At 55.4% G+C, this 25,912-nt stretch carries 24 protein-coding genes and 1 riboswitch; of the genes, 7 read left to right on the top strand and 17 right to left on the bottom strand.

What is annotated here, in order from left to right; all coding sequences use genetic code 11:
• Positions 1 to 76 precede the first annotated feature (76 nt).
• Positions 77 to 376, top strand: coding sequence for an H-NS histone family protein (locus QZW03_RS03490; protein ID WP_296508389.1), 300 nt, complete (start codon positions 77 to 79; stop codon positions 374 to 376).
• A 74-nt stretch (positions 377 to 450) separates the two neighbouring features.
• Here QZW03_RS03490 and QZW03_RS03485 read toward each other — a convergent pair whose 3' ends face one another.
• Together QZW03_RS03485 and QZW03_RS03480 are read right to left on the bottom strand one after the other, a co-directional pair.
• Complete coding sequence (locus QZW03_RS03485) at positions 451 to 1,131, bottom strand: PilZ domain-containing protein (protein WP_296508387.1); 681 nt, start codon at positions 1,129 to 1,131, stop codon at positions 451 to 453.
• Positions 1,128 to 2,174: an alpha/beta hydrolase gene (locus QZW03_RS03480; RefSeq protein WP_296508385.1), complete on the bottom strand. Its 1,047-nt coding sequence runs from the start codon at positions 2,172 to 2,174 to the stop codon at positions 1,128 to 1,130. The genes QZW03_RS03485 and QZW03_RS03480 overlap by 4 nt, the downstream gene beginning before the upstream one ends.
• A gap of 142 nt (positions 2,175 to 2,316) precedes the next feature.
• On the opposite strand from QZW03_RS03480, the gene QZW03_RS03475 reads away from it, so the two are divergent.
• The 3 genes from QZW03_RS03475 to QZW03_RS03465 are packed head-to-tail and all read left to right on the top strand — an operon-like array spanning position 2,317 to position 4,763.
• The gene (locus tag QZW03_RS03475) at positions 2,317 to 2,763 is read left to right on the top strand and encodes a hypothetical protein (RefSeq protein ID WP_296508383.1); all 447 of its coding nucleotides are present in this window, start codon (positions 2,317 to 2,319) and stop codon (positions 2,761 to 2,763) included.
• A 4-nt stretch (positions 2,764 to 2,767) separates the two neighbouring features.
• Complete coding sequence (locus QZW03_RS03470) at positions 2,768 to 3,874, top strand: NAD(P)/FAD-dependent oxidoreductase (protein ID WP_296508381.1); 1,107 nt, start codon at positions 2,768 to 2,770, stop codon at positions 3,872 to 3,874.
• 19 nt (positions 3,875 to 3,893) lie between these two features.
• A complete protein-coding gene (locus QZW03_RS03465; RefSeq protein ID WP_296508380.1) occupies positions 3,894 to 4,763 on the top strand; it encodes a DUF4394 domain-containing protein in 870 nt (289 codons plus the stop codon).
• 50 nt (positions 4,764 to 4,813) lie between these two features.
• On the opposite strand, the gene QZW03_RS03460 is transcribed toward QZW03_RS03465, so the two are convergent.
• A complete protein-coding gene (locus QZW03_RS03460) occupies positions 4,814 to 5,893 on the bottom strand; it encodes a quinone-dependent dihydroorotate dehydrogenase (protein WP_296508379.1) in 1,080 nt (359 codons plus the stop codon).
• Positions 5,894 to 5,938: 45 nt separating this feature from the next.
• On the opposite strand from QZW03_RS03460, the gene rpiA reads away from it, so the two are divergent.
• Positions 5,939 to 6,625 carry a ribose-5-phosphate isomerase RpiA gene (gene rpiA, locus QZW03_RS03455; protein WP_296508376.1) on the top strand — a complete coding sequence of 229 codons (687 nt, stop codon included), beginning with the start codon at positions 5,939 to 5,941 and terminating at the stop codon, positions 6,623 to 6,625.
• Between the two features lie 10 nt (positions 6,626 to 6,635).
• Here the strand turns inward: rpiA and QZW03_RS03450 are convergent, their stop codons facing one another.
• The 11 genes from QZW03_RS03450 to QZW03_RS03410 all read right to left on the bottom strand — a co-directional run bounded on the left by QZW03_RS03450 (position 6,636) and on the right by QZW03_RS03410 (position 18,853).
• Positions 6,636 to 7,262: a riboflavin synthase gene (locus tag QZW03_RS03450; RefSeq protein WP_296508374.1), complete on the bottom strand. Its 627-nt coding sequence runs from the start codon at positions 7,260 to 7,262 to the stop codon at positions 6,636 to 6,638.
• A 54-nt stretch (positions 7,263 to 7,316) separates the two neighbouring features.
• On the bottom strand, positions 7,317 to 8,420 hold the full coding sequence (ribD, locus tag QZW03_RS03445) for a bifunctional diaminohydroxyphosphoribosylaminopyrimidine deaminase/5-amino-6-(5-phosphoribosylamino)uracil reductase RibD (protein WP_296508962.1): 1,104 nt from the start codon (positions 8,418 to 8,420) through the stop codon (positions 7,317 to 7,319).
• A gap of 52 nt (positions 8,421 to 8,472) precedes the next feature.
• Positions 8,473 to 8,880 (bottom strand): type IV pilin protein, encoded by a 408-nt coding sequence (locus tag QZW03_RS17425; protein ID WP_366481311.1) that lies wholly within the window; start codon positions 8,878 to 8,880, stop codon positions 8,473 to 8,475.
• Positions 8,881 to 8,885: 5 nt separating this feature from the next.
• Positions 8,886 to 13,190, bottom strand: coding sequence for a PilC/PilY family type IV pilus protein (locus QZW03_RS03440; protein WP_296508372.1), 4,305 nt, complete (start codon positions 13,188 to 13,190; stop codon positions 8,886 to 8,888).
• 27 nt (positions 13,191 to 13,217) lie between these two features.
• Complete coding sequence (locus tag QZW03_RS03435; RefSeq protein WP_296508369.1) at positions 13,218 to 13,757, bottom strand: PilX N-terminal domain-containing pilus assembly protein; 540 nt, start codon at positions 13,755 to 13,757, stop codon at positions 13,218 to 13,220.
• Positions 13,754 to 14,839 carry a prepilin-type N-terminal cleavage/methylation domain-containing protein gene (locus tag QZW03_RS03430; RefSeq protein ID WP_296508366.1) on the bottom strand — a complete coding sequence of 362 codons (1,086 nt, stop codon included), beginning with the start codon at positions 14,837 to 14,839 and terminating at the stop codon, positions 13,754 to 13,756. The genes QZW03_RS03435 and QZW03_RS03430 overlap by 4 nt, the downstream gene beginning before the upstream one ends.
• 1 nt (position 14,840) lies before the next feature.
• Complete coding sequence (pilV, locus tag QZW03_RS03425; RefSeq protein WP_296508364.1) at positions 14,841 to 15,341, bottom strand: type IV pilus modification protein PilV; 501 nt, start codon at positions 15,339 to 15,341, stop codon at positions 14,841 to 14,843.
• A gap of 8 nt (positions 15,342 to 15,349) precedes the next feature.
• On the bottom strand, positions 15,350 to 15,940 hold the full coding sequence (locus tag QZW03_RS17420) for a GspH/FimT family pseudopilin (protein ID WP_366481310.1): 591 nt from the start codon (positions 15,938 to 15,940) through the stop codon (positions 15,350 to 15,352).
• 174 nt (positions 15,941 to 16,114) lie between these two features.
• Positions 16,115 to 16,564, bottom strand: coding sequence for a transcriptional regulator NrdR (gene nrdR / locus QZW03_RS03420; protein ID WP_296508362.1), 450 nt, complete (start codon positions 16,562 to 16,564; stop codon positions 16,115 to 16,117).
• A gap of 16 nt (positions 16,565 to 16,580) precedes the next feature.
• Complete coding sequence (gene glyA, locus QZW03_RS03415) at positions 16,581 to 17,825, bottom strand: serine hydroxymethyltransferase (RefSeq protein ID WP_296508361.1); 1,245 nt, start codon at positions 17,823 to 17,825, stop codon at positions 16,581 to 16,583.
• Positions 17,826 to 17,869: 44 nt separating this feature from the next.
• Positions 17,870 to 17,999, bottom strand: a riboswitch (ZMP/ZTP riboswitch).
• 35 nt (positions 18,000 to 18,034) lie between these two features.
• Positions 18,035 to 18,853 carry a lytic transglycosylase domain-containing protein gene (locus tag QZW03_RS03410; protein ID WP_296508359.1) on the bottom strand — a complete coding sequence of 273 codons (819 nt, stop codon included), beginning with the start codon at positions 18,851 to 18,853 and terminating at the stop codon, positions 18,035 to 18,037.
• A 782-nt stretch (positions 18,854 to 19,635) separates the two neighbouring features.
• On the opposite strand from QZW03_RS03410, the gene QZW03_RS03405 reads away from it, so the two are divergent.
• The gene (locus QZW03_RS03405; protein ID WP_296508357.1) at positions 19,636 to 22,347 is read left to right on the top strand and encodes a DUF349 domain-containing protein; all 2,712 of its coding nucleotides are present in this window, start codon (positions 19,636 to 19,638) and stop codon (positions 22,345 to 22,347) included.
• An 80-nt stretch (positions 22,348 to 22,427) separates the two neighbouring features.
• Positions 22,428 to 24,041: an HD family phosphohydrolase gene (locus QZW03_RS03400; protein WP_296508355.1), complete on the top strand. Its 1,614-nt coding sequence runs from the start codon at positions 22,428 to 22,430 to the stop codon at positions 24,039 to 24,041.
• Here the strand turns inward: QZW03_RS03400 and QZW03_RS03395 are convergent.
• The 3 genes from QZW03_RS03395 to QZW03_RS03385 are packed head-to-tail and all read right to left on the bottom strand — an operon-like array spanning position 24,038 to position 25,881.
• Positions 24,038 to 24,826, bottom strand: coding sequence for a UDP-2,3-diacylglucosamine diphosphatase (locus QZW03_RS03395; RefSeq protein ID WP_296508354.1), 789 nt, complete (start codon positions 24,824 to 24,826; stop codon positions 24,038 to 24,040). The two genes, QZW03_RS03400 and QZW03_RS03395, sit on opposite strands and share 4 nt — an antisense overlap.
• 14 nt (positions 24,827 to 24,840) lie before the next feature.
• Positions 24,841 to 25,347, bottom strand: a complete 507-nt coding sequence (locus tag QZW03_RS03390) for a peptidylprolyl isomerase (RefSeq protein WP_296508352.1) — start codon at positions 25,345 to 25,347, stop codon at positions 24,841 to 24,843.
• Positions 25,348 to 25,350: 3 nt separating this feature from the next.
• Positions 25,351 to 25,881, bottom strand: a complete 531-nt coding sequence (locus tag QZW03_RS03385; protein WP_296508961.1) for a peptidylprolyl isomerase — start codon at positions 25,879 to 25,881, stop codon at positions 25,351 to 25,353.
• Positions 25,882 to 25,912 lie beyond the last annotated feature (31 nt).

Genomic DNA, 25,912 nt, shown 5'->3' with positions numbered 1-25,912 from the left:
TGCTTACAAACTTGGGGTGATTTTTTTAAGCAGAGAAACTATAATTCAGTTGTACTAAATACTGGACCCACAAACTGTGACTACCCTCAAAGACCTTATTGCGCAAAAAGAAGCGCTTGAAAATCAGATCACTCAACTGCGCCACACTGAGCTTGCTGCAGCCATTGCACAAGTTAAAGCACTTGTGCAAGAGCATGGGCTGACCGTTGAAGATGTATTTGGCGGTGTTGCACGCCGTGTAAAGACCGCCGAAAAAGTAACTAACAAGGTTGCAGCCAAATACCGCGACCCGGTTACTGGCAACACATGGAGCGGGCGTGGCCTTGCACCTAAGTGGCTTGCGGGCAAGAATAAGGCAGATTACCTTATTGCATGACGCCTGTCCTGCACGAATCAAAGCCCACTCTTTGTGGGCTTTTTTATTTCCATTGCCCAGCCGTTAAATAAGTATTACGACGCCAAACTCACCAGGTAGTGCAGTTTCACCAGGTCATCGGCCGCAATTCTTTGAAAAGACATGCCGGCGACATATTGGTTGCCCCCCGGCGGGCAGCTGTGATGGCATAACTTGGCTTCGAGCTCCAATTGCACGAGTGCCGCCTCTGTCTCGGCTCGCAAACGCAGGGTGACAGCGTCCCCCACATTTCCCAGAGGCTTGTCGGCCCGGACCATGGCACCTTGAGGGCTCAGATCTGCCAGGGCGACCACTTCGTAGTTACTCCCTTGCGCCGTGCCGAGCTCCGCCGGCCAGGCGACCTTGGTCCGCATGGACTGGCGCACCTGTTTGGCATCCACTTGGGCTGGGTAGGCTAGCAAGGCATAGGCAAAAGGCGCTTCAAAGGTCTGAAGCACCCGGCTCACAAATGAAAACTCATACTGTCCGGTGAAGCCCCGCACGACGCAGACCTCGCCGGTACTGAGGCCGGTTTGCACGGCCTCCGAGCTGGCAGGTCCCACCATGACGCCCTTGCCCTCAATGGCCCCGAAGAACTGGGCCTCTGTTTTGCTGGTCCCTTCTACCAGGCGCCGCGTTTGTAGTGCCATGCCGGAGCGCAGGCCCAGCTTGCGCAAGGGAAGGCGCAAAACATCTTGGCTATCTTGAGGGGTGTCGGTGGTGCTTGAGGTCGTCATGGTCCGAGGGTTCGAGTCCAGTTCACAATACTTTGGGCCATGGGCGCTGTAGCCGTGGGGGCCTTGATGGCGCCCGCGAGCACATGCTGCCCCTTTGATTCACTGTAGTCCACTTGCACGAGTTGCTTGTTGGTGGAGCTGAAGCGCGACACGGCGTCCTTCGTCAAGCGGGGCTCCACCGTCTGGTCCTTGGGGCTGTACAAAACCATGACCGGAACCGCGAACCGCTCTAGCGCACTCTCCCGGGTTGCCTTCACCAGCGCCATCATGGGAAACAAGCTGCGGGTAGGGTAGCTGGATGTCCAGGCCTGCTTCTCAGCCTCGCTATCCGGCGTCCAGCGACGCTCATCGCCCAATATGGCATACGCAATGCGGTGCCCCCAGGGCCCGTTGATCAGGTCTGCCCGTTCATCTTTAGGGCCGAAATTCGGCGACACAAAAACATGCCCAGCCACCCCTGTGGCCGCGCCATTGGTCTCCAGCCAAGTGGCTAATGTGGCACCTGTGGAGCAGCTGATTACGAGCACTTTCTCTCCCAATTGCCGCCCGATAGAAAGCGCCTCTTGGGCGTCTGCCAGCCAGTCTTGTACCCGGGCGTCCCCCATGGCGGCGCTGTTCTGGCCGTGTCCGGTGAGTCGGGCGTAGTACACATTGGCACCCAAGGCCCGGGCCACTTGATCGGTGAGTGGGGCTGTCTCTAGGCGGCTTGCTGAAAAGCCATGCAGGTACACGACCGCCCACGGGGTGCGCTGCCCGGGAGCCTGGGCCCACACGATGCCTTTAGCATTGCCGGGCCGGATGTCGGGAACTTGGGCCTCTTGGGCTGCGAGCCATGCGTCCAGTGCTGCCAAGTCTTGCGGAGCCTGCGCCCGGGGAGTGGCTGATGCGGGGCCGAACTCGTTGCGCGGACCCGCGAAATACAGTGCTACCAGCGCCGCTGCCAGGGCCAAAAGCCCGGTGAAGGCCTTGAACCACCCACGTCGGGCGATGGATGGTGCCAGTGCCGTGGCTGCAGCGGCGGAGAAGGGGTTGTCATGGCTCAAACGTATCGCTCCTGAGGCAAGGCCTCCGTGTTGCAGTAGAGGAAATGCGCTGTCAGTCGGCTGCTAATCTCCTGCAAACGTGTGACCCGCGTCGCTAAGATAGTACATCGGCCCTTTATGCGCCAGCTCCGGGGAATGTTGAATGAATCCAGTCTTTATACACAGCGCGATGTGGACCCCGGTAAAGCTGTTGGGCGCAGCGTTGTTGCTCTCAGGGTGCGCGGCGGTAGAAAACGTGGGCTGGACGCTGGCCTCCTCGACCTTGCAGGGGCAAATGCAGGTGTCCGGTCAACGGCTGGAGGGCTCGGTAAGGCTGCGCCCTGATCGCACCGGCGACTTGAACTTTTCTGGCACTGGAAACCCCGCACGCTGTGCTGGCGCCTTGCGGTTCACTCGCATGAATGCCGGCGCCATGGACATGCGCTGCAGCGATGGTGCAGTGTTCGGCATGCAGTTTGTCATGGTCAATGAAGTGAAAGGCTATGCCTTCGGTCAGAACGGCGAAGGGACGGTGGCACTGACCTTTGGTATGGACGCCCCGGAGTCCAGTGCCTACCTGGCGCGGGCCAATACACCTGTGAGCCCTTAAAGCGATGGAGCGTGTCGATTGCGTGGTGGTGGGTGCGGGTGTGGTCGGGCTGGCAGTCGCCCGGCGACTGGCGCTTGCCGGGCGCGATGTGCTGGTGCTGGAAGCCTGCGAAGCGTTTGGAACCGAAACCAGTGCCCGCAACAGCGAGGTGATTCACGCGGGGATTTACTACCCTCCGAACTCCTTGAAAGCCAAGCTGTGCGTTCAAGGTAAACAGCAGTTGTATGCCTATCTCGAAGAGCGGCACTTGCCCTTCACGCGTTGCGGCAAGCTGATCGTGGCAACACGCATCGAGCAAATGGCCTCTTTGCTGCACTTGCGCGAGCAGGCCAACGCCAATGGTGTGCATGACCTGACCTTGTTGAGTGCGGAGCAGGTGGCTGCCATGGAGCCCGAACTGCGCTGCGTGGGGGCGCTGTGGTCTCCCAGCACAGGCATTTTGGATAGCCACGCCTTAATGGTTTCGCTCTTGGGGGACATGGAGGCCCGAGGCGGTGTTTTGGCACTAAATTCGCCATTAGCCCAAGCAGAATATGCGCAAGGCGCTATATATTTAGTAGCAAATGATGGCACGCAACTCCACGCCAAAACGGTGGTCAACGCGGCTGGTTTGCACGCATGCGATGTGGCGCGCAAGTGCGCTGGCATGCGCGCAGAGGCCATTCCGGTCGCTCGCTACGCCAAGGGCAGCTATTTCACCTTGGCCGGGCGCAGCCCTTTCAGCCACCTCGTGTACCCGATGCCTGAGGCTGCCGGACTGGGCGTGCACCTCACCCTCGATCTAGGAGGGCGGGCCCGATTCGGTCCCGACGTGGAGTGGGTCGCGCACGCGGCTGACCTGGCCGTTGACCCTGCGCGCGGTGACGCGTTTTATGACGCTATTCGCCGCTATTGGCCGGCTCTGCCGGACGGAGCGCTGCAGCCGGCCTATGCCGGTATGCGACCCAAAATATCCGGCCCCACGGAACCGGCGGCCGACTTTGTGATTCAAACCGCAGCTGAGCACGGTGTGCGCGGATGGATTAACTTGTTCGGTATCGAGTCGCCCGGCTTGACCAGTGCCCTCGCTATCGCTGACCATGTGGCTCTGTTGGCCGAAGAAAACTTGTGATCTTGAAAGGAAAAGTCTGATGAACCACTCTCAATCCCGCCGCCTTCTGGCCCTCAGCGGTGTGACCGCCGCCATCGCCATGTTGGCCGGTTGTGCCACAGGGCAAGATGCTCCCGGCACAGCGCGCAAAGAAACCTTGCAGGTGGTGACCGACAAACTGGAGCTGCTAACGCTCAATGCGGGCCAGCCCACCAAAGTGCTCACCCGCGTGCAGCTCAGTGGATTGGCTGCCGGGGACACTCTGGTGGGTATTGACTACCGCATTGCCAAAGGGGTGCTGTTTGCTTTGGCCAAGTCCGGCCGGCTCTACACCGTGGATACCGGCACCGGAGTACTCAAACCGGTGGGGGCCAGCCCTGCGGTTTCGCTCTTGGGCGACGCTTTGGGGGTGGATTTCAACCCGGTTGCGGACCGTATCCGGGTCATGAGCAGCAGTGGCCAAAACGTTCGATTGCACCCGGACACCGGCGCGCTCGCCGCTACCGATCCAGCGCCTTTTTACGCCACGGGTGACCGCCGCGTGGGGGTAAAGCCGGAGGTTGTGGCTGCGGCCTACACCTACAACAAGAAAGACGACAAACTCACCACCAACTTCGCCATCGACCGCAACGGCGGCTACTTGGTGACCATGGGTTCTGCCGAAGGCGTGCAGCCGGTGGTGTCGTTCAACACCGGCCAGTTGTTCAGCGTGGGGGCGATCGGCGTGGCGGACATGACGGACGCCAGCATGGACATTGCCGACGTGAGCGGCGCGGCCTACGCGGCAGTGCGGCTGAAATCGCATGCGACCACCCGCTTGTACAGCCTCGATTTGCAAACCGGCAAAGGCACTTTCCTGGGCACCATTGGCGATGGTGCCAAGGTCTTGGGTCTGGCGATAGAGCCGTAAGCCGCTATATAAAAGATAGCGCTCCCCGCATATTCTGCGGGGGCTAGAGCTTAATTCTTCATGTTTTTGATGGCGGTGGCTGCATCTTTGACCAGCTGGGGCCCTGCATAAATCAGGCCGGTGTAGATCTGCACCGCATCCGCACCCGCTTGGATTTTGCTCACCGCATCGGCCGCACTCATGATGCCGCCCACGCCGATGATGGGAAAGTCTTTCCCCAGCGCCGCGCGCAGCTGGCCAATGACGGCATTGCTTTTGGCCAGCACCGGCGCGCCCGATAGCCCGCCCGCCTCGTCGCAGTGGGGCATGCCCTTCACGGCTTCGCGCGACAAGGTGGTGTTGGTTCCGATCACGCCCCAGGCGTTGTTCACTTTGCCGGCACTGTCGGTGCCGTAGCGCTGCAGGGTGGCGGCAATCACGGCGACCTGGTCGGCTTCGAGATCAGGGGCAATTTTTAAAAAGATGGGTTTGCGCTGGCCATGTTTCTGCGCCAGCTGTTCACGGCGCTCGGCAATGGCGCCCAGCAAGGCGTCCAGCGCCTCATCGCTTTGCAGGCTACGCAGGTTTTTGGTGTTCGGGCTGGAGATGTTGACGGTGATGTAGTCCGCATGCGGGTACACGCCGTCCAGGCAGATCAGGTAATCGTCGGTGGCTTTTTCGATGGGGGTCGCCGCGTTTTTGCCGATGTTCAGGCCCAGCAGCAGTGACGGGTTTTTGCTCTGGCGCAGAGCGGAGCGCTGCACATTGGCAAGAAAGGCATCCAGCCCGTGGTTGTTGAACCCGAGGCGGTTAATCAGGGCGTTGGCGTCGGGCAGGCGAAACATGCGCGGTTTAGGGTTGCCGGGCTGGGCCAAGGGGGTGACGGTGCCGACCTCCACAAAGCCAAATCCCATGGCACCCAAGCCGTCAATGCAGCGGGCGTTTTTGTCCAGGCCGGCGGCCATGCCTACGCGGTTGGGAAACTTCAGGCCTGCGATGGTGACCGGGTCGTCCACCCGGCTGTTGCAGTAGGCCAGTTTGAGCGGGTTGCCTTGGCTGGCAGCCAGGCCGGCCATGGTGATGTCGTGGGCGACTTCAGGGTCCAGATTGAACAAAACGCGGCGGGCGAGGGCGTAGGGCACCAGAGACATCGGATAATTCCTGCTTTCAGATTTCAAACCCTCGGATTGTCCCCCATGACCACACCCACCCTCAGCCAAGACGAACTCAAAACCCTGGTCGGCCAGGCCGCCCTGCAATATGTGGTGCCCGGCGAGATTGTGGGCGTGGGCACCGGCTCTACCGTCAACAAGTTCATTGACGCACTGGCCACCATGAAAGACCAGATCAAAGGCGCGGTGTCCAGCTCGGTGGCCAGCACCGAGCGCTTGCAGGCGCTGGGTATTACGGTGTTTGACAGCAACGAAGTCGACAAGCTCTCGGTCTACATCGACGGTGCAGATGAGATTGACGGCGCCGGCAATATGGTCAAAGGCGGCGGTGCCGCGCTGACCCGCGAGAAGATTGTGGCCGCCCAAAGCGCCAAGTTTGTGTGCATTGCGGATGAGTCCAAGCTGGTGCAAACGCTGGGCAAGTTCCCGCTGCCGGTCGAGGTCATTCCCATGGCAACGCAGCGCGTGATCGCCCAGTTTGCCGCCAAGGGCGGCGTTGGCAAGGTGCGCCAGAAGGACGGCAAGCCGCTGGTGACCGACAACGGCCAATGGATTGTGGATGTGACCGGCCTGCAAATTACCGACCCGCTGGCCTTTGAGGCCGAAGTGAGTCAGTGGCCCGGTGTGGTTACCGTGGGTGTGTTCGCCTACCAGCGTGCCCAAGTGTGCTTGTTGGGCACTGCCAGCGGTGTCAAAACGCTGGAGTTCTGATTCAGCGGTGTCAGGTGGCCGCGGGAGCGGTCATCATGCGCTCCACATAGCGCGCGATCAGGTCAATCTCCAGGTTGACCTTTTTTCCGGCTACCAAGGTGTGCAAGGCCGTGTTGTCCACGGTGTGGGGAATCAGGTTGATGCTTACTTCGCAGCCTTCTGCAATGTCGGCAATCCGGTTCACGGTCAAACTCACACCGTTCACGGTGATAGAGCCTTTGTAGGCCAGATATTTGCCCAGACTTTTGGGCGCCACAATCCTCAGCTCCCAGCTCTCGCCCACTTGGGCAAAGTGGCTCACTAACCCCATGCCATCCACATGGCCGGACACCAAGTGCCCGCCCAAGCGGTCATGGGCGCGCAAGGCCTTTTCAAGATTGATGGGGCCCAAGGCATCCAGCCCGGCAGTCTTATCCAGGGACTCCGCCGAAATGTCGATGGTGAATTGCTGTGTGGCCACGTTGAAGGTGGTGACCGTCATGCAGGCACCATTGAGCGCAATGCTGTCGCCCAAGCCCACATCATCTAAATAGCCGACCGGCGCCTCGATGGTCAGGCGCTTGCCGTGGGTTGTGGTTTCGCCCAGAGCCTGGGCGGCGGAAATGCGGCCAACGCCGGTGATGATGCCTGTAAACATGGGCGCATTTTCGCAGGGAAAGGGCAGGGCAGAACGAGCCTCCCCCGCAAAACCCTAGAACTGGTCGCGCCCCAGCACGCGAGCGACCACGCGCAGGTCCGGGCCCACCATCTCGGTGGATTTGAAGTCCAACGCGGTTCCTTGGCGAAGCTCGGTAAAGGGGCCGATGTGAAACATGCCCGCGCCCTGACCCAATAGCTTGGGGGCGAGGTACACCACAAACTCATCTACCAGACCCTCGCGCACCAGCGAACCATTGAGCTTGAAGCCAGCCTCCACATGCAGCTCATTGATCTCGCGGCGGCCGAGGTCCGCCAACATGGCGCGCAGGTCTACTTTGCCGGTGGGCTGGCCTGCTGCGTTGCGCGCAGGCATCAAAATCACGGTAGCACCCAGTGCCTCCAGGGCAGCTTGTTTAGTGTCGTTTCGGGCTGCGGCGTATATAAATACTGCGCGACCTGCTACGAAAAAAGGAGCATCTAGCGGGGTTTCCAGCTTGCTGTCTACCACCACCAGGTGGGGTTGCCGCGGTGTGTCAACCAGGCGCACATCTAAGCGGGGCCGGTCGGCCAGCACGGTGCCAATGCCGGTGAGAATGGCGCACGACCGCGCGCGCCAAGCATGACCATCCGCGCGTGCCTCGGGCCCGGTAATCCACTGGCTGGCACCGTTGTCGAGTGCGGTGGTTCCATCCAACGAGGCCGCCACTTTCATGCGCACCCACGGAGTCTTGCGGATCATGCGGCTAAAGAACCCGATGTTGAGTTCGCGCGATTGAATCGCCAGTGGGTGGTCAGGCGGCAGCACCTCCACCTCCACACCTGCAGCGCGCAGCTTGGCAAAGCCATTACCCGCCACCAGTGGGTTAGGGTCCAGGTTGGTAGCCACGACTTTTTTAATACCCGCTTGGATCAGCGCGTCGCAACACGGCCCGGTGCGACCGTGGTGAGAGCAGGGCTCCAAGGTGACATAGGCCGTGGCGCCGACGACGGAGTGACCTTTTTCAGCAGCATCCCGTAAGGCCATAACTTCGGCGTGCGGGCCGCCGGCGCGTTGGGTGTGGCCTTGGCCGACAATGTCACCTGAATCATCAGCAAAGAGGCAGCCAATGCTGGGGTTCGGGTTGGTAATTTGCAGACCCAATTTGGCCAGCGTGATCGCACAACCTAACTGCCTTAGAGCCTCCGGTGTGCTTGAACTGCTCAACGCATCACTTCCAGCAAACAGTTGCAGAACCGGATCCCGAGACGGAGCGTACACCAGCCTGCGTGAGTCCCAAGGTTCCGCATGCACTATCTGAAGTCTGCACCCCTGTCGGGGTCGCAGTAATAGTGTAGGTACTCGCGGTAGGTTGATTCAAAGCGAACGCAAACGTGTAGTCTGATGCTAGGTCCTGAGTACACGTTGTGCTTGGTATCGCAACGCCCGCATAACTCATAGAAGTGGTGTAGGAGCGGTCCATGAATTGCCCCAACTCCACTAGGCACCCCTTCGCCAGAGACCTGCGAGTTTTGATAACGTGTTGTTGATAACTCGGAAATGCAATGGTGGAGAGTATTCCAATAATGGCTATCACTATCATGAGCTCTATCAGGGTAAATCCTTTGTGCTTTTTCATGTGCATCAGTCCTTGATGATTTCGCGCCAAGAGATACGTCCCCTCACCGGAGTAACGCCTGAGTTCAGGGTTAGGCTATCCACTCGTTTTTTGGAACCGCCAGAACCGCCAGAACCGCCAGAACCGCCAGACCCACTAGCGCCATCGCTGCCACTAGAGCCGCCTACAGCAATTTGATTTCCAATCTTTGTTCCTTGACTCACGATACCAATGCCTAAGTCAACCGAACCAATGAAAGTGGTCCCTACTTTATCATTGGTAAAACTCCCATTTCGATCCACGTCCACGATGCCGATGGTGAGGGCTCCGCCTGTGTAGGGAGAAATAAAATTAAGATATCCTTTGCCCCCTGCTACGCAGGCATCGTTCGTGATAGGAATGAGCGAACTGGCTACTAATGTGGGTAACGCAAGTTTATAGACCACAGACTCGGTAATGAATCGCTCCCCAACCGAGGACGTCATATCTATAAACCAGCCATCTTTGTTCTTGGTATCACCAGCGGTAGCGGCCGAGAAAACACGCACAGAATAACCGCCAAAAGTACTCGCAGAGCTCACCGTGCGTTCTTTGAGGTTACTTCGGTCGCCAATCACAGATCCTTGGTCAATTAAGCCGTACCACGACTGTGTGTTGGTATCCGCAGGATCGGTTGAGGCAAAGTAAGACCCCGTAGCAAAAAAGACAAAGCGCTTGCCGAAGTTTGAATCAGCAGCAATATCATTCACAGCAGAAGTTATCCGGGAGGTAATGGGCTGCCGTTGCCCGGACGAGTTCATCGCGACAAAAAATGGTGAGCCACTATTTGCCAGTCCCCAGCGTGTGTCGTCGGAAGAACTGACGTCGAACTTCCAAACATTACCCTTCAGATCGCCGGCATAGATGAAGTCAACAACGCCGTCGCCTGTAGTGTCCACTGTACCGGGAGTGCTCAAGCCATTATCACTAGCGGCAAGAGTAGAGATTTTTTTTATGGAACTGATGCTTCCGTCTGTATTGAGTATGAAAATATAGAGAACGGCAACACCATTCGTACTGTTATACCCGTTACCAAGAATAACTGCAGACTTACCATTGTTCAGCTTTACGAATGAAGGTCGACCAAGAAGAAAGCCGAGATCATTGTCTGCACTAGCGGTAGTACTTGCTGCAGGCGTGTATTCCCATAAGTGCTTGGTTCTGTCAAAGCTGGTAGTACTCGTAACATCCAAAGCAAACAAACCCTTTCCACCTCTGCCAAGAGTTGCAAAAAGATAGTTCCTGGATCCGGTATCCGCGCCGCGTGATGTAAGTTCTATTTCACCATCCACGTAGTAGTCGTGACTATATGCAGTGGTACTAAGTGCCTTCAGTTTAACCAGCGAGCTTTGCGGTATGTGCGCAAAGTGTTCAGTGCCATCCTGAGCATTAAAAGCGTGCAGCATACCATCATTTGCGCCCACAAAAATAGTGTTAGTATCTTTTGAGTAAATGGGCGATGAATGAATAATGTCTCCCAGTACATGAGTTGTACGGTCGCGAAGTGTGCCGCCGTTCTTAACTTCGCTCGTGCGCACGCCACGGAAATAGTCAATCAATGTGCGGTCTGTTCCTAAGTTGGTATTCAAGGTGCTTGTGCCGCTCACCCATTTAAATATCTCTGCGTTGCCGGTGCCATATGTGTTGGGCGCTGCAGCACGCACAAATATATTGCGCAAGGTGGCCTCAGGTATTTTGGTGGAGGCTTCCCATTCCGTATTGGCACTAACGCCAGAGGAAGATATTGGGAAAGCAAGTAAATCCCCAGACCAATAATTGGCATCAAATCTTGCTTGGAAGACGCGTGCACTCGTGCTCAGGCTAGAGCTGTTGGCAATGACGTTGCTCGCGCTGGAGTTGGCTTTGAAAATAGAGTCAAAAGCTTTTTTAATTGTCTCCTTTAACTCCAGTGGATTTTGGACTAGAAAGTAGGTGTCTGGCTTTCCGTCTCCATCCGAATCCCATTCGGTGATTAAATCTGGTTTGTTGTTTCCATTTTTATCATTGAATCCACCCCATTTTGCTGCATACCATAAGGGGTCTTTTAAGAGGGTTGCAGCTGGGTTGCTGCTCGCAGTGAACGTGCGAGTATCACCGGTGCTGCCGATGGTTGGCAATTGTTTGCATGTCGCATCTTGAGGAGATGCGTCGCAAAAGCCTGGGTCCTTATCTTTGGGTACATTTAAAAAGTAGCCTATATCTTTTGTTTCGTCTTGTACCACCAGATAAACACCGTCTTTGGTTGATCCTGAGAGGATATACCCCATATTCTGATATGCACCACCTGCTTGATAAGTTGGTTTGACGTTCACGGTTAACGTGTTGTTTGCGTTTAAGAAAATCTCGTACTCCGCAATTGCATCCATGTCATGGTCTGCGCCTTGCTCCACATCTTCAAAATTAATCTGAAACTTTGCATAATAGCGACCGCCATTCACGCTGTTATTTTTATCTGCTGTGCCAGAGTTTGCAATACTCATTACATAAAAATCAACGATCTGGTTTGTCGGTTGAAATTTACCCTTTGTTCCACTATTCGACATCGACTTGGCAAAAGGTACTAGGGTGAAGCTCTTATCTGTCCCAGCTGGTATTTCGATGCGCGGTAGTGGTGAAGCAAGGGCAACGCTAAAGGTGTCAATGGATTGGGTGCCAGTTTTGTCTGATCGCAAGTCGTTTCTTTTCGCAAAGCTTGCAATAGCGGCAGAATAATAGCTACCTTGTTTTGTTGGTTCCTCTGGGGCAAGACCACGAATGCTTTTTAAAGAAACAATATTCTTGGCAGACGGTGCAGAGTCAGAAACCCCATTGGACTCCCCAATGAAATGCATTCCTGTCACGGATGTTTCATTATTCGTAATAGTCTCAGATTCAGTGGAGACATTTAGCCCGGACACATCGCCAGTAAAATACTTATTATCTTTTGTTTTAAAGTAACTTCCAGGCAGTTGATCTGAATCGTAAGAAGGGTTGATGTCAGAAATAGTCAAAAAATTAGCCTTTGCACACCAAGGCGCATTTGCGGAACTGTCTGACGAATATGGGTCATCCCAAGTTGCTCGGCTGAGTCCCATAGCGGTATCAATCGTGCTAGTTTTGCTTTCATAAGCAGGGGTGGCCCCCTTTTTACCTACGAAATAGCGCATGCCCTCGTACATCATTTCGGCAATCGGATTTCCCCAGTCGGGGAAAGTAGTCTCTGTCATTGTGGAGTCAGATTGCCATCCTCCGGCATAAGCATTATCTGTTCTATTGTTGTTGAAGTCTCGAATTCGCAGCTTGTTGAACGTGTCAACAATGGGGGCTGATGATGCAAATATTCCCGTATTTGTATCAATTTCGCTCGAAAATTTAGAGACTACCTTGCGCAATAAGCCCCCGGACAGATTTAAGTCATAACTCCCTGTAAGAAGGCCAAACAACATAGCATCATTTTCGCCATAGTCATGCAGCAAGCCAGTTGGCTTGTAGATACTTCCATATTGCTTGCATCCATCGTGAAATGAGGTGGTGCACACCTCTACGCGAATCGTATAGTCGGTACGAGTGCCACCATGTGAATTGTCTAGCACAGGGCGCTCTTTTGATGCCCATTCCCAAACTCGCTTTGCCGTATTCGTTACGACCGATAAGTGCGGAGGCAAGTTGCTGCAATCCTCAAGTGTTTTGCAGCTCTTACCAGCATTTTGAGTTAAATTTCCAAAGAGGTGGCGCTTTCCATTAGCTGGCAGAGCTAGGGGGGTATAGTCGCTGATATCGTACCCATCTACGGAAACGCTGGTGTACTCTTTGGCCCATGAGTGAGCATCTTGGGGTATATAGGATCTCCGTAGAATGGTTGTAGTCTTGGTATCGGTCTCACGATAGCCCCCATATAGTACTTTTCGTAGCGCATCTATACGAGCGGTAGTTTGGTAGTTGAGCCAATTACCGGACCACTTGCTTGAGCATTTTCCACTAGTTGATTTTACGGAGGGGGTGAATAGCCCTGTGCTATCTGATTTTATGTTGTGGGTGTAGCACAAACCAGAATCAAATAGGCCATAGTAGGTGATGCTTGGCTTGAAGCGAATATCAATAGCGCCATCTCCATCTATATCCGCTGTGTCGTTATAGGACTCATAAAATAGCTTGTGATCTTTGCCTGCGATCAGCATAACCATAGGTTTTGCTGTAACCTGGGTGAGTAATGGCGTGTTCGGAATGGTGACTGCGCCGGCTCCAGAATGAGAAAAAAATACGAGGCCTGAGGCAAGTATATTTATTGCTTGGAAAAAAAATGATTTTTTCATATAAAACTCCTTCGGTTCAAGCCAGGATTATTCGGTGGCGTAGATGGATTGCAAAGTTACAGATGCGCGTCCATCAGATCCCTGCGTTTGAGCGGTAACTCTGTAGCGCTTGCAGTTAATGGGGTCGCTGGAATCTCCTGGCCTGCAAGCAAATGTGTTACCTAGATACTCAACGAAGTACTTGGGTGTGATTGCAAGTGTCCCTGATCCGACTGTAGTGGCGGATTCCCAGCTGGTAAAAGTATCATCAAGCCAGCGTGAAGTACTTCCTGCCGCTGCGAGGCCACATACCATAACGCTTCCCACCTTTGCACACCCGGATCCTGCCGCAGGTGTTGGCACTTCCGTCTCGATCAACGATTCAACCTCTTTCAATGTCGCTTCAGTCGCTTGGAATGCCAGATTGCGGTCATAGGAGTTCGTTGCCATGCGCTCCTCGGAGGTTATTAACCGAATAGCAGACATTCCTAAAAGGGTCATAATCACCAAAATAATAAGGCTTATAATCAGCGCGACGCCAAGTTGATCTGTAGCCGGAGTTCTTTCCATGTGTCTGAATGTTTTCATGGTGTTACTTGGAAGAGAGTGTCTCTATTTCGGAGGCTGATAACATAGGTTAGCGTCTTAACAATATTCGTGTTGGTGCTTGATATTGCGTCTTCGCTTAGCAGGGCAATAGACAGCCGGACTGCAACTACTTGATTTGTGTTGTTTTCACTCCATTCGCCATTGGCTATAGAAAAAATGGCATCATCGGCGGCTACCCAACTAGTATTTAGTGTGTCAGTTGAAATATCTTTAGTCAGGTATCTAATAATTAACGTGCCTACGTTGGACACAACTTCGTCTTTATCGAAGCTTACCTGTCCATTTTTCTTGCTGATACGTGTTCGGTATAATGAGTTCTTTCCATTACTACCTACACCAATATACCAAAATGACGTCTTTAACTTTGCAACTTGTGCACTGGTCGTGTCAAAGCTCTTCAGGGTAGTACTAGCGCAAGCTGTAGTGGTTGGGTATGCTAGCCCGTTGCCGCAATTAAGTGTAGAAAAAAATGGATCATAGTTAATTGACTTTGAGCTCTGAGTAGGACTATCGATTTGAAATATCGCTGCACTCTGCAAATCACAGGCCACCACAATATCGTCTTCATTTAACCCTGTAACGGAATTCAGCACCATGTCATAGGTGCCGGTATCGTGTGAGGTAATGTTGGTTTCGTTGTCAGATGCTTGCATGATCAGCAGTGCCTCTGTTCCATTTACTCGGGCATTGGTAGTGGTGCCAAACCCCACAATGCCAGTGGTATCAGTTCCTCCAGCGAACCCTCGAATAGTCCCGGAATTCCAATCTGCCCACCAGGGTATAGTGCCACCGGAGCGAATTAGGTTCGCCATCAATTTAGACCCACAAGGTGTTTCCCCTGCTTCTCGTATGTCCCTGGAAATGAGGTCGTAAGCGGTTCTAGAGTTCTCTTGAATTCTTGCAATATTTTCAGATACCTTGTAGTTATCTCGGTTTGAAATAAAAACACTAAGAACCCCTGAGATTAGAATTAGGCCTAAGATCAAAGAGACCATAAGCTCAACAAGCGTAAATCCACGCTGAGTTGAGATTGAGCGCTTGTACGTCGGTTTGAAATGCATATTAAATAAGTGTCTGGATTTCGAGCTTCTGCACACCCAGACCCCCTGATAAACTATCATCCCAAATCACTTGCACTCTGCAGCTGCCATTTGCGTCGCAGTACACTGCTCCGCAAGTAGTTGTGTCGGTGGATGTTCCAATCGCCGCTTTAGTTGTCTCTAGCCAGTGCTTCTTATTAACATCCGCTAATGTAGTTCCTGTGATCGAAGCTGGGGTACAGATTGATCCATTTATCGTGCCTGTACCTGTAAGCGTTCCTGTGTTGTAGTTTAGTGCCTTCGCACTATTTTTATCTACTCTCATCGCATCCATCATATAGGTAGCCAGTACTACGGCCTGACTCCTTTGAAAACTGCTAACGTTACCTTTGAGTGCACGTGCTTGCATAGCCGCCATTCCTAGCGTACCCAAACTTAATATTAATACGGCAATAAGTATTTCAATTAGCGTAGCCCCAGTTTGTCGAGGTTTTGAGTTTTTAAATTTGTTGAGTGAGCGCATATTCACAGTCAAGAGGGTGCTGGGCAATTACTCGCAACGGAAGGGGTTTCGAGGACAACGCGCCCCGAAAAATTAACGACTAGATCTCGGGCTCGCGTTGCATCCGTGAGTGCGCTTGACGTGCTGCAGACCCTGATTTTGCCGAGCAAACTAGCGCCTGTATTTGTTTTTCCTTGGCCATCGGGTGAAAAGGAAATATATTGTGTAAATCCAGCAGCGCCCATGATTTTGATATCGGAAGCCACCGCGGGATACACAAAGTTAATTGTGTCCCCTGTGTCAATGTTCGCAGTTGCTCCTGCCCTTGTGAGGTCTGAAAATATGATCCATCCGACTTGCCAATCCCCTGCGACCGCACATTGAGTGGCATTTTCGCTCCTACACATCGTTGCGCGTCTGCCCACTCTGATAGCTGTGGAGCGCGTTTGGGCTATTGACGTAACTAGGTCATTAGTTGCGCTTTTTAACGCCGAGCTGGCAATCGCGGAGCGAAAACTCGGTATTGCTATGTTGAGTAGAATCACCAAAATAGCCAAGCTTACGACAAGTTCTATTAAGGTAACACCCCGTAGCGTGTTGGGTAGTTGTCGGTTTTTCATGATTCCGATTAAGCAATGCCACTAGTGTCGTGAACTGGCGGCCCTCTGAAAAGGGCCTGTCCGCTTAGCGGGCAGACCTGTTGGCTGAGCGGTAGCCTTGGGCTGTGGGTGGTCTCGTGGACACAGCCCCATGCTTTTAAGGCGGAAACTTGCGGGCTGTGTGGGCGAATCGGTTTACCGGCTTACCTCATCCACCAAAGTTTTGAATTCATCAATGTCTTCAAAGCTGCGGTACACGCTGGCAAAGCGCACGTAGGCAACCTTGTCCAGTTTTTTGAGTTCGCGCATGACGAGCTCTCCGATGCGGGTGCTCTGGACTTCGCGCAGGCCCAGGTTCAATAGTTTTTCTTCGATGCGCTCAATGGCGCTGTCGATCTGCTCAGTGCTCACCGGCCTTTTGCGCAGGGCCAGGTTCATGGAGGCTAGCAGCTTGGCGCGCTCGAACTCGATGCGACGTCCGTCTTTTTTTACGATGGCTGGAAAGTTGACGTCCGGGCGCTCGTAGGTGGTAAACCGTTTGTCGCAAGCGCCGCACTGGCGCCTGCGGCGGATGAAGTCCCCATCTTCAGAAATCCGTGTTTCCACTACTTGGGTTTCAGAATGACTGCAGAAGGGGCACTTCATCGTGTGTCGACCTTGCTTACTTGTAAACCGGGAAGCGTGAGGTCAGGGCATGGACCTTGGCGCGAACGGCAGCAATGTTGGCTTCGTCGCGCGGGTTGTCCAGCACGTCGGCAATCAGGTTTGCCGTGGCGCGCGCCTCTTCGTCTTTGAATCCGCGTGTGGTCATAGCTGGGGTGCCCACCCGGATGCCGCTGGTCACCATAGGCTTTTCAGGGTCGTTGGGGATAGCGTTCTTGTTGATCGTCATGTGGGCTGCGCCCAGGACTGCTTCAGCTTCTTTGCCGGTAATGCCCTTGGACCGCAGGTCCACCAGCATCACGTGGCTCTCGGTACCGCCGCTGACGATACGCAGGCCGCGTGCTGTCAGGGTTTCAGCCACGATCTTGGCGTTGCGCACCACTTGCGCTTGGTAGGTCTTGAACTCTGGGGTGAGGGCTTCTTTAAACGCCACTGCCTTGGCAGCAATCACGTGCATCAAAGGGCCGCCTTGCAGTCCGGGGAAGATGGCGCTGTTGATAGCCTTCTCGTGCTCAGCCTTCATCAAGATGATGCCGCCGCGAGGCCCGCGCAGGCTCTTGTGAGTGGTGGAGGTCACCACGTCTGCGTGGGGCACAGGGTTGGGGTACACGCCTGCCGCAATCAGGCCTGCGTAGTGGGCCATGTCGACCATGAAGATGGCGCCAATGTCTTTTGCCACTTTGGCGAAACGGGCGAAGTCAATGGCTAGGGAGTAGGCGGATGCGCCGGCAATGATCAGCTTAGGCTTCGTTTCGTGGGCCTTGCGCTCCATGGCTTCGTAATCGATTGCTTCATTGGCATCCAATCCGTAAGACACTACGTTGAACCATTTACCGCTCATGTTCAGGGGCATCCCGTGGGTCAAGTGACCGCCCTCAGCCAAGCTCATGCCCATGATGGTGTCGCCAGGCTTCAGGAAAGCCAGGAACACTGCTTCGTTGGCCGACGCACCGCAATGGGGCTGTACGTTAGCGGCTTCAGCGCCAAAAATTTGTTTGATGCGGTCGATGGCCAGTTGCTCGGCCACATCCACATGCTCGCAGCCACCGTAGTAGCGACGGCCGGGGTAACCTTCGGCGTATTTGTTGGTCAGCTGGCTGCCTTGGGCGGCCATGACGGCAGGCGAGGCGTAGTTTTCGCTGGCAATCAGCTCGATGTGGTGCTCTTGGCGCGCGTTTTCGGCCAGGATGGCGGTCCAGAGTTCGGGGTCGGCTTGTTCAACAAGAATGTTGCGGTCGTACATGGCAGTCCTTTGAGGAGATCGGGCCTGTGGGTCAATGGTGACAACAGGGCTGCCCAGGCGAACGGCTGATCGCACAAACCGTGCAGGTCATGCGGCACGCTTCCCAGTGGTGTCCCACGTCAGCAACCGGCTTCCTGAGGAAGTCAGCGCCTATCGCCAGTCGCGTGCGGGTGAGAGTTTAACCGAGCCGGGTGCAGCTCGGCGGGTCATCAGGAAGAATGAATCAGACTCGCCACATTCTCCACGGGCGGAGCAGCCTCAGGGGAGGGCACTGGAGTTGCTTTGACGGGTATGGGGGCCATCACTGGAACAGGCTTGCCGGCAGCTACGCTCTGCAGACGGGAATGTTCAGCCAACACCTTGGCCGTGTAACCACCATCTGCTTCCATGTTGGCTGCGCCCACATAGTATTTGAGTCCACCTTCGATGGAGCCTGCGCGCGCAATGCACTCCTTGAGTACCTTTGCGCCCACCCGCAGATTGGACACCGGGTCGAACGCAGCCATGCGGCCGCCGAAGCCCTCATATTTGTCGCTATGGACCTTGGTCATCACTTGCATCAGACCTTGTGCCCCTACATGACTCTGCGCGAAGGGGTTGAAGCCTGACTCCACAGCCATTACGGCCAAGATGAGTGTCGGGTCTATTTTGGAGCGTTGGCCTGTTTCGTAGGCCTCTGAAACCAATGCACTGAGCGGTTCAGGCGCAATGTTGTATTTCTTGCTCAGCCAGTACGCAACCGCAGCCTGCTGTTTGGGCAGATCTTGCGGATTAGTCGCAGTGGCGCGTTCCACGGCGGCAGCCTCTACTTCGAGGCCTGTTGTTTGGATGTGGCGATCCTGAAGCCAGCCCATCAAGCGAACTTCGCCCTCTGTGCGGATCTCGGGGTGTGTCATCAGTGTGATGGTGGCAAACATCACAGCCAGTCCCAACAGGGCAAAGCCGTTGTGGGTAATTTCAAAGAAACCTTGGGCGATATCGTTCGCTACAGTGCGAAGGCCTTTGGTGATACGGGTGGTCGCTGTCATAGCTCTTCCTTCTTAGGCGGGGGTGGCCTGCTTGTCCCGTCGCTTGTGACGTGGTCGGCAGGTCCCCTCGTTTGGGTTGGTACGCTGTCAATATCCTGCGTCGTCGATTCGACATGTGCAGCGATTTGAATATGCCGGGTTCGGCAGCGGGGCGGGTAATCCCTAGGCGGGATTGGATGGGGCGGATTCTAGGGGGGCTTTATATGTCGAGTCAACCATATGAAATCGATTCTATATACTTGACATGTTCTAAAAAGCAAGTTTCCGCTGCTTTTTTAGGGTCTGCTCATGCCGAGCGAATCCCACTCTGGGGTGCTCGGCAAGCGCATCGAGCCGAAAAAACTCCTTGTAATACTCCACTACGCTTCCTAATATGAGTGTGCCTGTTCTTACAGGCATTTAGTCGGCAGTAGCCAGTCCGCAAGTAAGCGTGATAAAGCGATCCCGGCATGTCTCAGGGCAATCTGTTGCCCTTGGCCTCTAGGGTGACATCTCACTCACCTGCGGGCATAGGAGGCGACTCGGGCGAGCAGCCCGTCGTCGGGCCCGGCGAAGGTGCTAACGAACCTTCACCGGGCCTTCATTTTTTTGGTGCAGCTGGGTTGCAGCGGAACAGTTGTCTTCGCGAAGACACAAGCCTTGCGCACAGCGTCCGCGTGCTCGCCCCCCGGCATGAATTCCTCATTTCGGCCTAAGAGGGCAAAAACAATCTGGTTTCTGTTGAAAACACGGCGAAAATACGCGGTTGCATATTTAACACCCTACTATTTTCCGAGCTCGCTGTGACGTCGAACCAATCTTCCAAAAACAATGATATCGCTACCCTGGACCGCCTGACAGGCGGTGCTTTTACCGCTGCCACAGCGGGAGAGCGTGCGTCCCGCGTTCGCGACTGGTTACTCTCCCAGCCGACCCACGAGCAGCTAGCGGATGTATTTAAAGAGCTCAGCGTCAAAGACAAAGGTGCTGCCAAGTTGGTTCGCGAAAAGCTGGATGAGGCTCGGCGCGCCAAGGGGCAAGAGGCGCTGGGGGCAGAGTGGGCAGCCAAGGCACAGGCCTTGATTGACACAGCGAAGCTCAATATCGCCGATGCTCTGGCTTGGCAGCGTGATGCGGCCAAAGCAGGTGCTCCGCTCAGCAAAGAGCCGTTGTTAACCCTCAAGGGAAAGCTTTCTGAGCGCGTTAAGGGCATCGAAGATCTGCAGCACCAAGTTCAAGTGCAGCGCGAAGCTGCCGTGCTGCTCGCCCAGCGGATTGAAGTTTTGTCGACCAAAACATTGGCTGACGCCCAAGCCGCTGTTGAAGCCTTGCGCACCGATGTGCAGCACTGGCAAAACCAGGCGGATGCACTGGTATCTAGCTCCAATTGGGTGAGTGTGGACGCCAAGTTCCCGGTGCTGCTGGACGCCTCCAAGGGGCAGTTGCTTGTCGTTTGGGATGCGTTTCAAGGTGCATTGGCCCTGGCTACAGCCGCTGCCGAAGACCCCGCGGCTCCTTTGCCGCCTGTTCCTGTGTGGGCAGACGAAATTCGTGGTTTGCGCGGCGTGCCCGCCGAGGTGGCGCCTAAGGCCTCTAAACCCAAGGTGGACCCTGAGTTGCGTAGCCGCGCACAGGCAGCTGTGAAGGCTGCATTGGCCACGGTAGAGCAAGAAGTTGGCGAGGGGCACGGTAAAGCCAGCGCGGGCGCTGCTGCAGGCTTGCGCAATGCACTCAAAGAATTCGGTAAGTTGATTGATGGCAAGCTGGAAAACCAGGCCCATGCGGCGTTGTCCGCAGCGGGTGAGTTGGAAGGCTGGCAGCGCTGGCGCGCGGACCAGATTCGTGAAGAGTTGGTCGTCAAGGCGGAAGGTCTGCTTCAGCGTCCTGAAGGTCAGGCGATCGGCGGGCGGAAAATGCAAGAAACCTTGCGCAGCCTACGCGACCAGTGGAAGCAAACGGATCAGGGCGGTGTGCCAAACCATGCCCTGTGGAAGCGTTTTGACGAAGCCTGCAACGAGGCTTACAAGGTCGTTGAAGGGTGGCTGGAAAAGGTCAAAGCCGAGTCGGCTGAACACCGGGCCCAGCGATTGGCCCTGATTGAAGAACTCAAGGCTTGGGCCGCTGCCAATCGCACCGCATTGGATGATGACTGGAAAGGATTCAACCGGATCCTGCACCAGTTCTCCGATCGCTGGCGCGAGGCGGGGCATGTGGGTGAAAAGATGTTTGCCGAGCTCCAACCCATTTGGAAAACTGTGTTTGCTGAAGCCGCTGCGCCCTTAGAGGCTATCCAGGCGGCGAGCTTGGCAGCTCGCCACGCCATGATTGAAGAAGCCAAGCAGCTGGGCGCCATGCCCATGCTGCGGATTGATGCTGTGAAAGCCCTGCAGCAACGTTGGCAAGCGCAGGCGCATGCGATTCCTGTGGATCGCCGTCAGGAGCAGAAGCTCTGGGACGCGTTCCGCAAGCCTATTGATGACGCATTCAATCGTAAGAGTGCCGAGCGCGAGAAGGCGGAAGCCGCACTGGGTGCGCGTGACCGAACCGTGCTGGAAGCTGCCAAAGCCCTGGAAGCTGCCAACGCCTCTGGCGATGCGCAAGCCATTCGTGCGGCCATGACAGCGCTGGACGCGGCATTGAACGGACAAGCCCAAGCTCAGGCCGAAGTCGCTGCGGCGGGTGCCGGTGAGCAGGCCGCCCAAGGGCTGGTTCAACAAGAAAATGTGCCTCTAGCCCAGGTGGATGCTGCGCAAGGTGCTATAGAAACTGTAGCATCTGAGTCGACCTCCGGCGAAGAGGCTGCTCCGGCGGAGTCGGCTCCTGTGGTGGTGCCAAAGGCCCAGCCAAAGCCTGTGGTTGCGGTTCGTGGCGATGACCGTCCGGGGATGAAAAAAGAAACTCCGGTGGATCCGCGAGCTTCCAAATTCGGCGACCGCAAGGATGCCGGCCGCGGTGGACGCGATGGCGGCAAGCCAGGGTTTGGTGATCGTGGCCCCCGTCGGGATGAGCGAGCTGGGTCGGGTGATCGCGCCCCCGCTTTCAATGCGCCGCGACTGGGCGACACTGCCTTCCGTGCTCAGCGCGAAGCGCTTGAAAATGCGCAGCAAGCACTTAAAAAGCTGGCTGCACAGGCCCATGGAGAGGCGCTGGTTCAGCTGCTCTCCGCTTGGGAGAAGCGGGACGCAGCGCTGCTGCCCACGGCCCAAGAGCTCGGCGGGCGCACTGCCTGCCAAGCACGAAGCGCTTGGGTGAAGGTGGTGAGTGCCTCCGTAGCCGTGCAGCCTGATGTTGCTGCGCAACATCTTTTGCGCTTGGAAATGGCAGCCGAGTTGCCGACACCCGTTGAGCATCTCAATGCGCGGCGCGCCATGCAGTTGCAACTCTTGACTCGACGCAATGACCCCGCCCCCGCGCAGACCTGGGCCGAGGACACGGCGCAGGTGTTGGCCGCCGCCTACGAGGCAGGTCAGGCGCGACGTTTGCAGAACGTACTCAAGGCATTGCTCAAGCGCTAGAAAAGCGGGTTGGACAAACAGGCCGGTTGTTGAAACAATCGGCTTGCCTTAATGAGGGGCGCTCAATCTGGGGGGGCTTTGTGGACTCTGTGGATGACTTGCTGCGCCGTTTGGAGCAGCTTAACGACATAGGCACTGCCTTGTCCCGTGAGCGGGACATTGCCCGACTGCTGGACAGCATTCTTCTCGCGGCAAAAAGCATTACCCATGCTGATGCCGGCACCCTCTACAGGGTGACGGACGACGGCTCCGCGCTGCGTTTTGAAATCATACGCACCGCCTCCCTCGGAATTGCCATGGGCGGAGTCTCAGGGAAGTCGATTGATTTTCCTGACTTACCCCTCAAGGACGCGCAAGGGCAGCCCAATGACTCTTTGGTTGCCGCATATTCGGCGCTCCACAATCAAACCGTGAATATTGCCGATGCCTACACGGCAGAGGCATTCGATTTTTCAGGCACCCGGCAATTCGATGCCCGCACGGGCTATCGTTCCCAGTCATTTTTGACCGTACCCATGAAAGACCACGAGGGCGATGTCATCGGTGTCTTGCAATTGATCAATGCCACCGACCCAGTGAGCGGCCTCGTGCGCAGCTTCAGTAGCTCTGACCAAAGTTTGGCGGAGTCATTGGCCTCGCAAGCGGCGATTGCCATTACCAACCGCGGACTCATGTCCCAACTGGAGGCCTTGTTTGAGTCCTTTATCAGCCTGATCAACGTGGCCATTGACGAGAAGTCCCACTACACGGGAGGACATTGTGCGCGGGTCCCTGCGCTGACCATGATGTTGGCTGCAGCAGCAAGTGCAGCGTCGACCGGGCCACTGGCGTCCTTCGCAATGTCGGAGCGAGATCACTATGAGCTGAAAATTGCCGGTCTGCTGCATGACTGCGGCAAAGTGACCACGCCAGTTCACGTTGTAGACAAGGCTACCAAGTTGCAAACCTTGTTCGATCGGATGGCGCTAGTGGACACTCGCTTTGAGGTTTTGAAGCGCGATCGTGAGCTTGAAGCCTTGCGATCCCAACTCGCGTTGCGCCCTGTGGTGGACCCAGCCGGGGAGGCGGCGGTCATGGCACGCGCCCGCTCCGATATGGTCACCTGGGATGAGGATAGGGAGTTTTTGCGCAACACGAATCGCGGTGCTGAGTTTCTGAGTGATGAGGCGGTCCGCCGAGTGCGTGATATCGGAACCACTAACTCTTGGCGGAATGCAGATGGTGTTGAAACGGATTTCCTGACGGCCGACGAGATGGAGAATTTGTCAATCCGTGGGGGCACCCTGACAGGAGCCGAGCGGGACATCATCAACTACCACATCGTTGCAACCATCAAGATGCTGGAGCAACTGCCTTGGCCAAAGCATCTCAAAAATGTTCCGGAGTTTGCAGGCGGTCACCATGAGCGGATGGATGGCAAGGGGTATCCCAAAGGGCTGACGAGGGATCAGATGTCAGTTCAGGCGCGGATCATGGGCATCGCTGACATTTTTGAGGCTTTGACTGCTAAAGACCGGCCTTACAAGCCCGGCATGAAGCTCTCACAGGCCATGGAAATCATGTCCAAACTTCGCAGCAGCGGGCATATCGACCCCGACTTGTTCGATGTGTTTGTCTCTGAACAAGTCTATTTGCGCTATGCCGAGCAGTTTCTCGACCCTTGGCAAATCGACGAGGTTGGAGGATTGGCTTAATTCAAGCCGGTATCGCAGAGCTCCGGGTGAAGTCGTGAAAGGGAGAAATCCCCCTTTGCCGCCTGATTCTGCAGCCTCAGCACTTCAAGTCTCGGCGTATGCGGGGGCTTGATATGCCAGTCGCTGAGCACCCATCGCTCTGCACCGGAGGGGAGGCCATGAGTTGCAGGTAGATGCGTGTGGCCATGAATGAGCGTGCGGGCTTTAGCGGCTGAGAGTGCAGCTTCAGCGCTTGCGATGTCGACATCCGCGTAGCTACCCAGTGGTTTCTTTGCCTCACTTTGTGAGCGTATGTGTCGTGCAATGTCGAGACGCTCGGGCAGAGGCTTGGCTAAGAAAGCGGACTGCCATTCCTGGGAGCGCACGGTCGTTCTGAACGACTGATATGCCACGTCGTCGAGACACCACGCATCACCGTGGCTAAGTACTATGCGATTACCGAAAAAGTCGAGGGTTGCAGGGTCAGCGAGCGGAATGGAGTGGCTTTCATCTGCAAACCGCATACCCATCAAGAAGTCGCGATTGCCCACCATGTAATACACCGGCAGGCGCATTGCGGTTTCCCGGATGATGCGCACGCATTCAGACTCAAAACCTAAAGGGTTGTCCAGTAGGTCATCGCCCACCCAGACTTCAAACAAGTCGCCAAGGATGAACAGCGCATCGGTATTTGTTTTTTGCATATAGCGAGCCCACGCTGTGTGGGTGTCGGGCTCGCCGGGGTGCAGGTGAAGGTCAGAAATGAAATCCACCCGCCGCCAGTGGCCCTGCGCAATGACTTCCACTGGCAGATGCCTGGTTACAGCGCTACAGCCTTCTCGATCACGACGTCTTCTTTCGGCACGTCGTCATGAAAGCCTTTTTTACCGGTTTTCACAGCCTTGATCTTATCTACCACGTCTGTGCCGGCAACCACTTTGCCGAACACTGCGTAACCCCAACCTTGCATGCTAGGTGCGGTGTGGTTCAGAAAACCGTTGTCTGCAACGTTGATGAAGAACTGAGCTGTCGCGGAGTGTGGGTCACCAGTGCGCGCCATGGCCAAGGTGTAAACGCCATTTTTCAGACCGTTGTTGGCTTCATTTTCGATGGGGGCATCCGTAGATTTTTGTGCCATGCCAGGCTCCATGCCTCCGCCTTGGATCATGAAACCCGGAATAACACGATGAAAAATCGTGTTGTTGTAGTGCCCTTTGTTCACATAGGCCAAGAAGTTGGCGCTGGATTTAGGTGCTTTTTCCTGATCAAGCTCAATGGTGATGACACCGTAGCCAGTGATGTGGAGTTCGACTTGAGGATTGCTCATGATTTATGGGACCAAAGTGGCCGAGTTAATAACAACAGGGGTTTGCGGCACGTCTTGGTACATGCCAGCGTTGGTGGTGGGGACACCACGGATCTTGTCGATGACGTCCATTCCCTGGGTGACTTTGCCGAAGACGGCATAGCCGTGCCCATCAGGGCGAGGCGCGTCAAGATTCTGATTGTCCACCACATTGACGAAGAACTGAGCCGTGGCACTCTGCGGATCCGCTGTGCGTGCCATGGCAATCGTACCCCTGCCGTTTTTGAGGCCGTTTCTCGCCTCCAGAGGAATGGGGCTACGCGTAGGCTTTTGCTGCATCGAAGGGGTGAAGCCGCCGCCTTGGATCATGAAGCTTGGGATCACCCGATGGAATACGGTGCCGTTGTAATGTTTGTCTTTCACGTACTGCAGAAAGTTTTCAACCGTTTTCGGAGCTTTGTCCGGGTACACCTCCACAGTGAAGTTTCCTTGTGTGGTCTGGAACTGAACCTTGGGTGCAACGGCTTGCGCACCGGCAGGCACCGCCACCACCATGGAGGCCCATATAGCCAGGGTCTTTAGACCT

The sequence above is a fragment of the Rhodoferax sp. genome, assembly GCF_013297935.1.
Classification (GTDB): Bacteria; Pseudomonadota; Gammaproteobacteria; order Burkholderiales; family Burkholderiaceae_C; genus Allorhodoferax.
This window is presented reverse-complemented; position numbering and strand designations above follow the sequence as displayed.

Excerpts from the sequence above, each read along its gene's own strand:
- QZW03_RS03470 (WP_296508381.1), top strand. The coding sequence starts at position 2,768 with ATGGAGCGTGTCGATTGCGTGGTGGTGGGTGCGGGTGTGGTCGGGCTG.
- QZW03_RS03465 (WP_296508380.1), top strand. The coding sequence starts at position 3,894 with ATGAACCACTCTCAATCCCGCCGCCTTCTGGCCCTCAGCGGTGTGACC.
- QZW03_RS03385 (WP_296508961.1), bottom strand. The coding sequence starts at position 25,881 with ATGGTGGTGGCGGTGCCTGCCGGTGCGCAAGCCGTTGCACCCAAGGTT.
- rpiA (WP_296508376.1), top strand. The coding sequence starts at position 5,939 with ATGACCACACCCACCCTCAGCCAAGACGAACTCAAAACCCTGGTCGGC.
- nrdR (WP_296508362.1), bottom strand. The coding sequence starts at position 16,564 with ATGAAGTGCCCCTTCTGCAGTCATTCTGAAACCCAAGTAGTGGAAACA.
- QZW03_RS03450 (WP_296508374.1), bottom strand. The coding sequence starts at position 7,262 with ATGTTTACAGGCATCATCACCGGCGTTGGCCGCATTTCCGCCGCCCAG.
- QZW03_RS03475 (WP_296508383.1), top strand. The coding sequence starts at position 2,317 with ATGAATCCAGTCTTTATACACAGCGCGATGTGGACCCCGGTAAAGCTG.
- QZW03_RS03485 (WP_296508387.1), bottom strand. The coding sequence starts at position 1,131 with ATGACGACCTCAAGCACCACCGACACCCCTCAAGATAGCCAAGATGTT.
- QZW03_RS03430 (WP_296508366.1), bottom strand. The coding sequence starts at position 14,839 with ATGCATTTCAAACCGACGTACAAGCGCTCAATCTCAACTCAGCGTGGA.
- glyA (WP_296508361.1), bottom strand. The coding sequence starts at position 17,825 with ATGTACGACCGCAACATTCTTGTTGAACAAGCCGACCCCGAACTCTGG.
- QZW03_RS03440 (WP_296508372.1), bottom strand. The coding sequence starts at position 13,190 with ATGAAAAAATCATTTTTTTTCCAAGCAATAAATATACTTGCCTCAGGC.
- QZW03_RS03410 (WP_296508359.1), bottom strand. The coding sequence starts at position 18,853 with ATGACAGCGACCACCCGTATCACCAAAGGCCTTCGCACTGTAGCGAAC.
- QZW03_RS03460 (WP_296508379.1), bottom strand. The coding sequence starts at position 5,893 with ATGTCTCTGGTGCCCTACGCCCTCGCCCGCCGCGTTTTGTTCAATCTG.
- QZW03_RS17425 (WP_366481311.1), bottom strand. The coding sequence starts at position 8,880 with ATGAAAAAGCACAAAGGATTTACCCTGATAGAGCTCATGATAGTGATA.
- pilV (WP_296508364.1), bottom strand. The coding sequence starts at position 15,341 with ATGCGCTCACTCAACAAATTTAAAAACTCAAAACCTCGACAAACTGGG.
- QZW03_RS03390 (WP_296508352.1), bottom strand. The coding sequence starts at position 25,347 with ATGAGCAATCCTCAAGTCGAACTCCACATCACTGGCTACGGTGTCATC.
- QZW03_RS17420 (WP_366481310.1), bottom strand. The coding sequence starts at position 15,940 with ATGAAAAACCGACAACTACCCAACACGCTACGGGGTGTTACCTTAATA.
- QZW03_RS03435 (WP_296508369.1), bottom strand. The coding sequence starts at position 13,757 with ATGAAAACATTCAGACACATGGAAAGAACTCCGGCTACAGATCAACTT.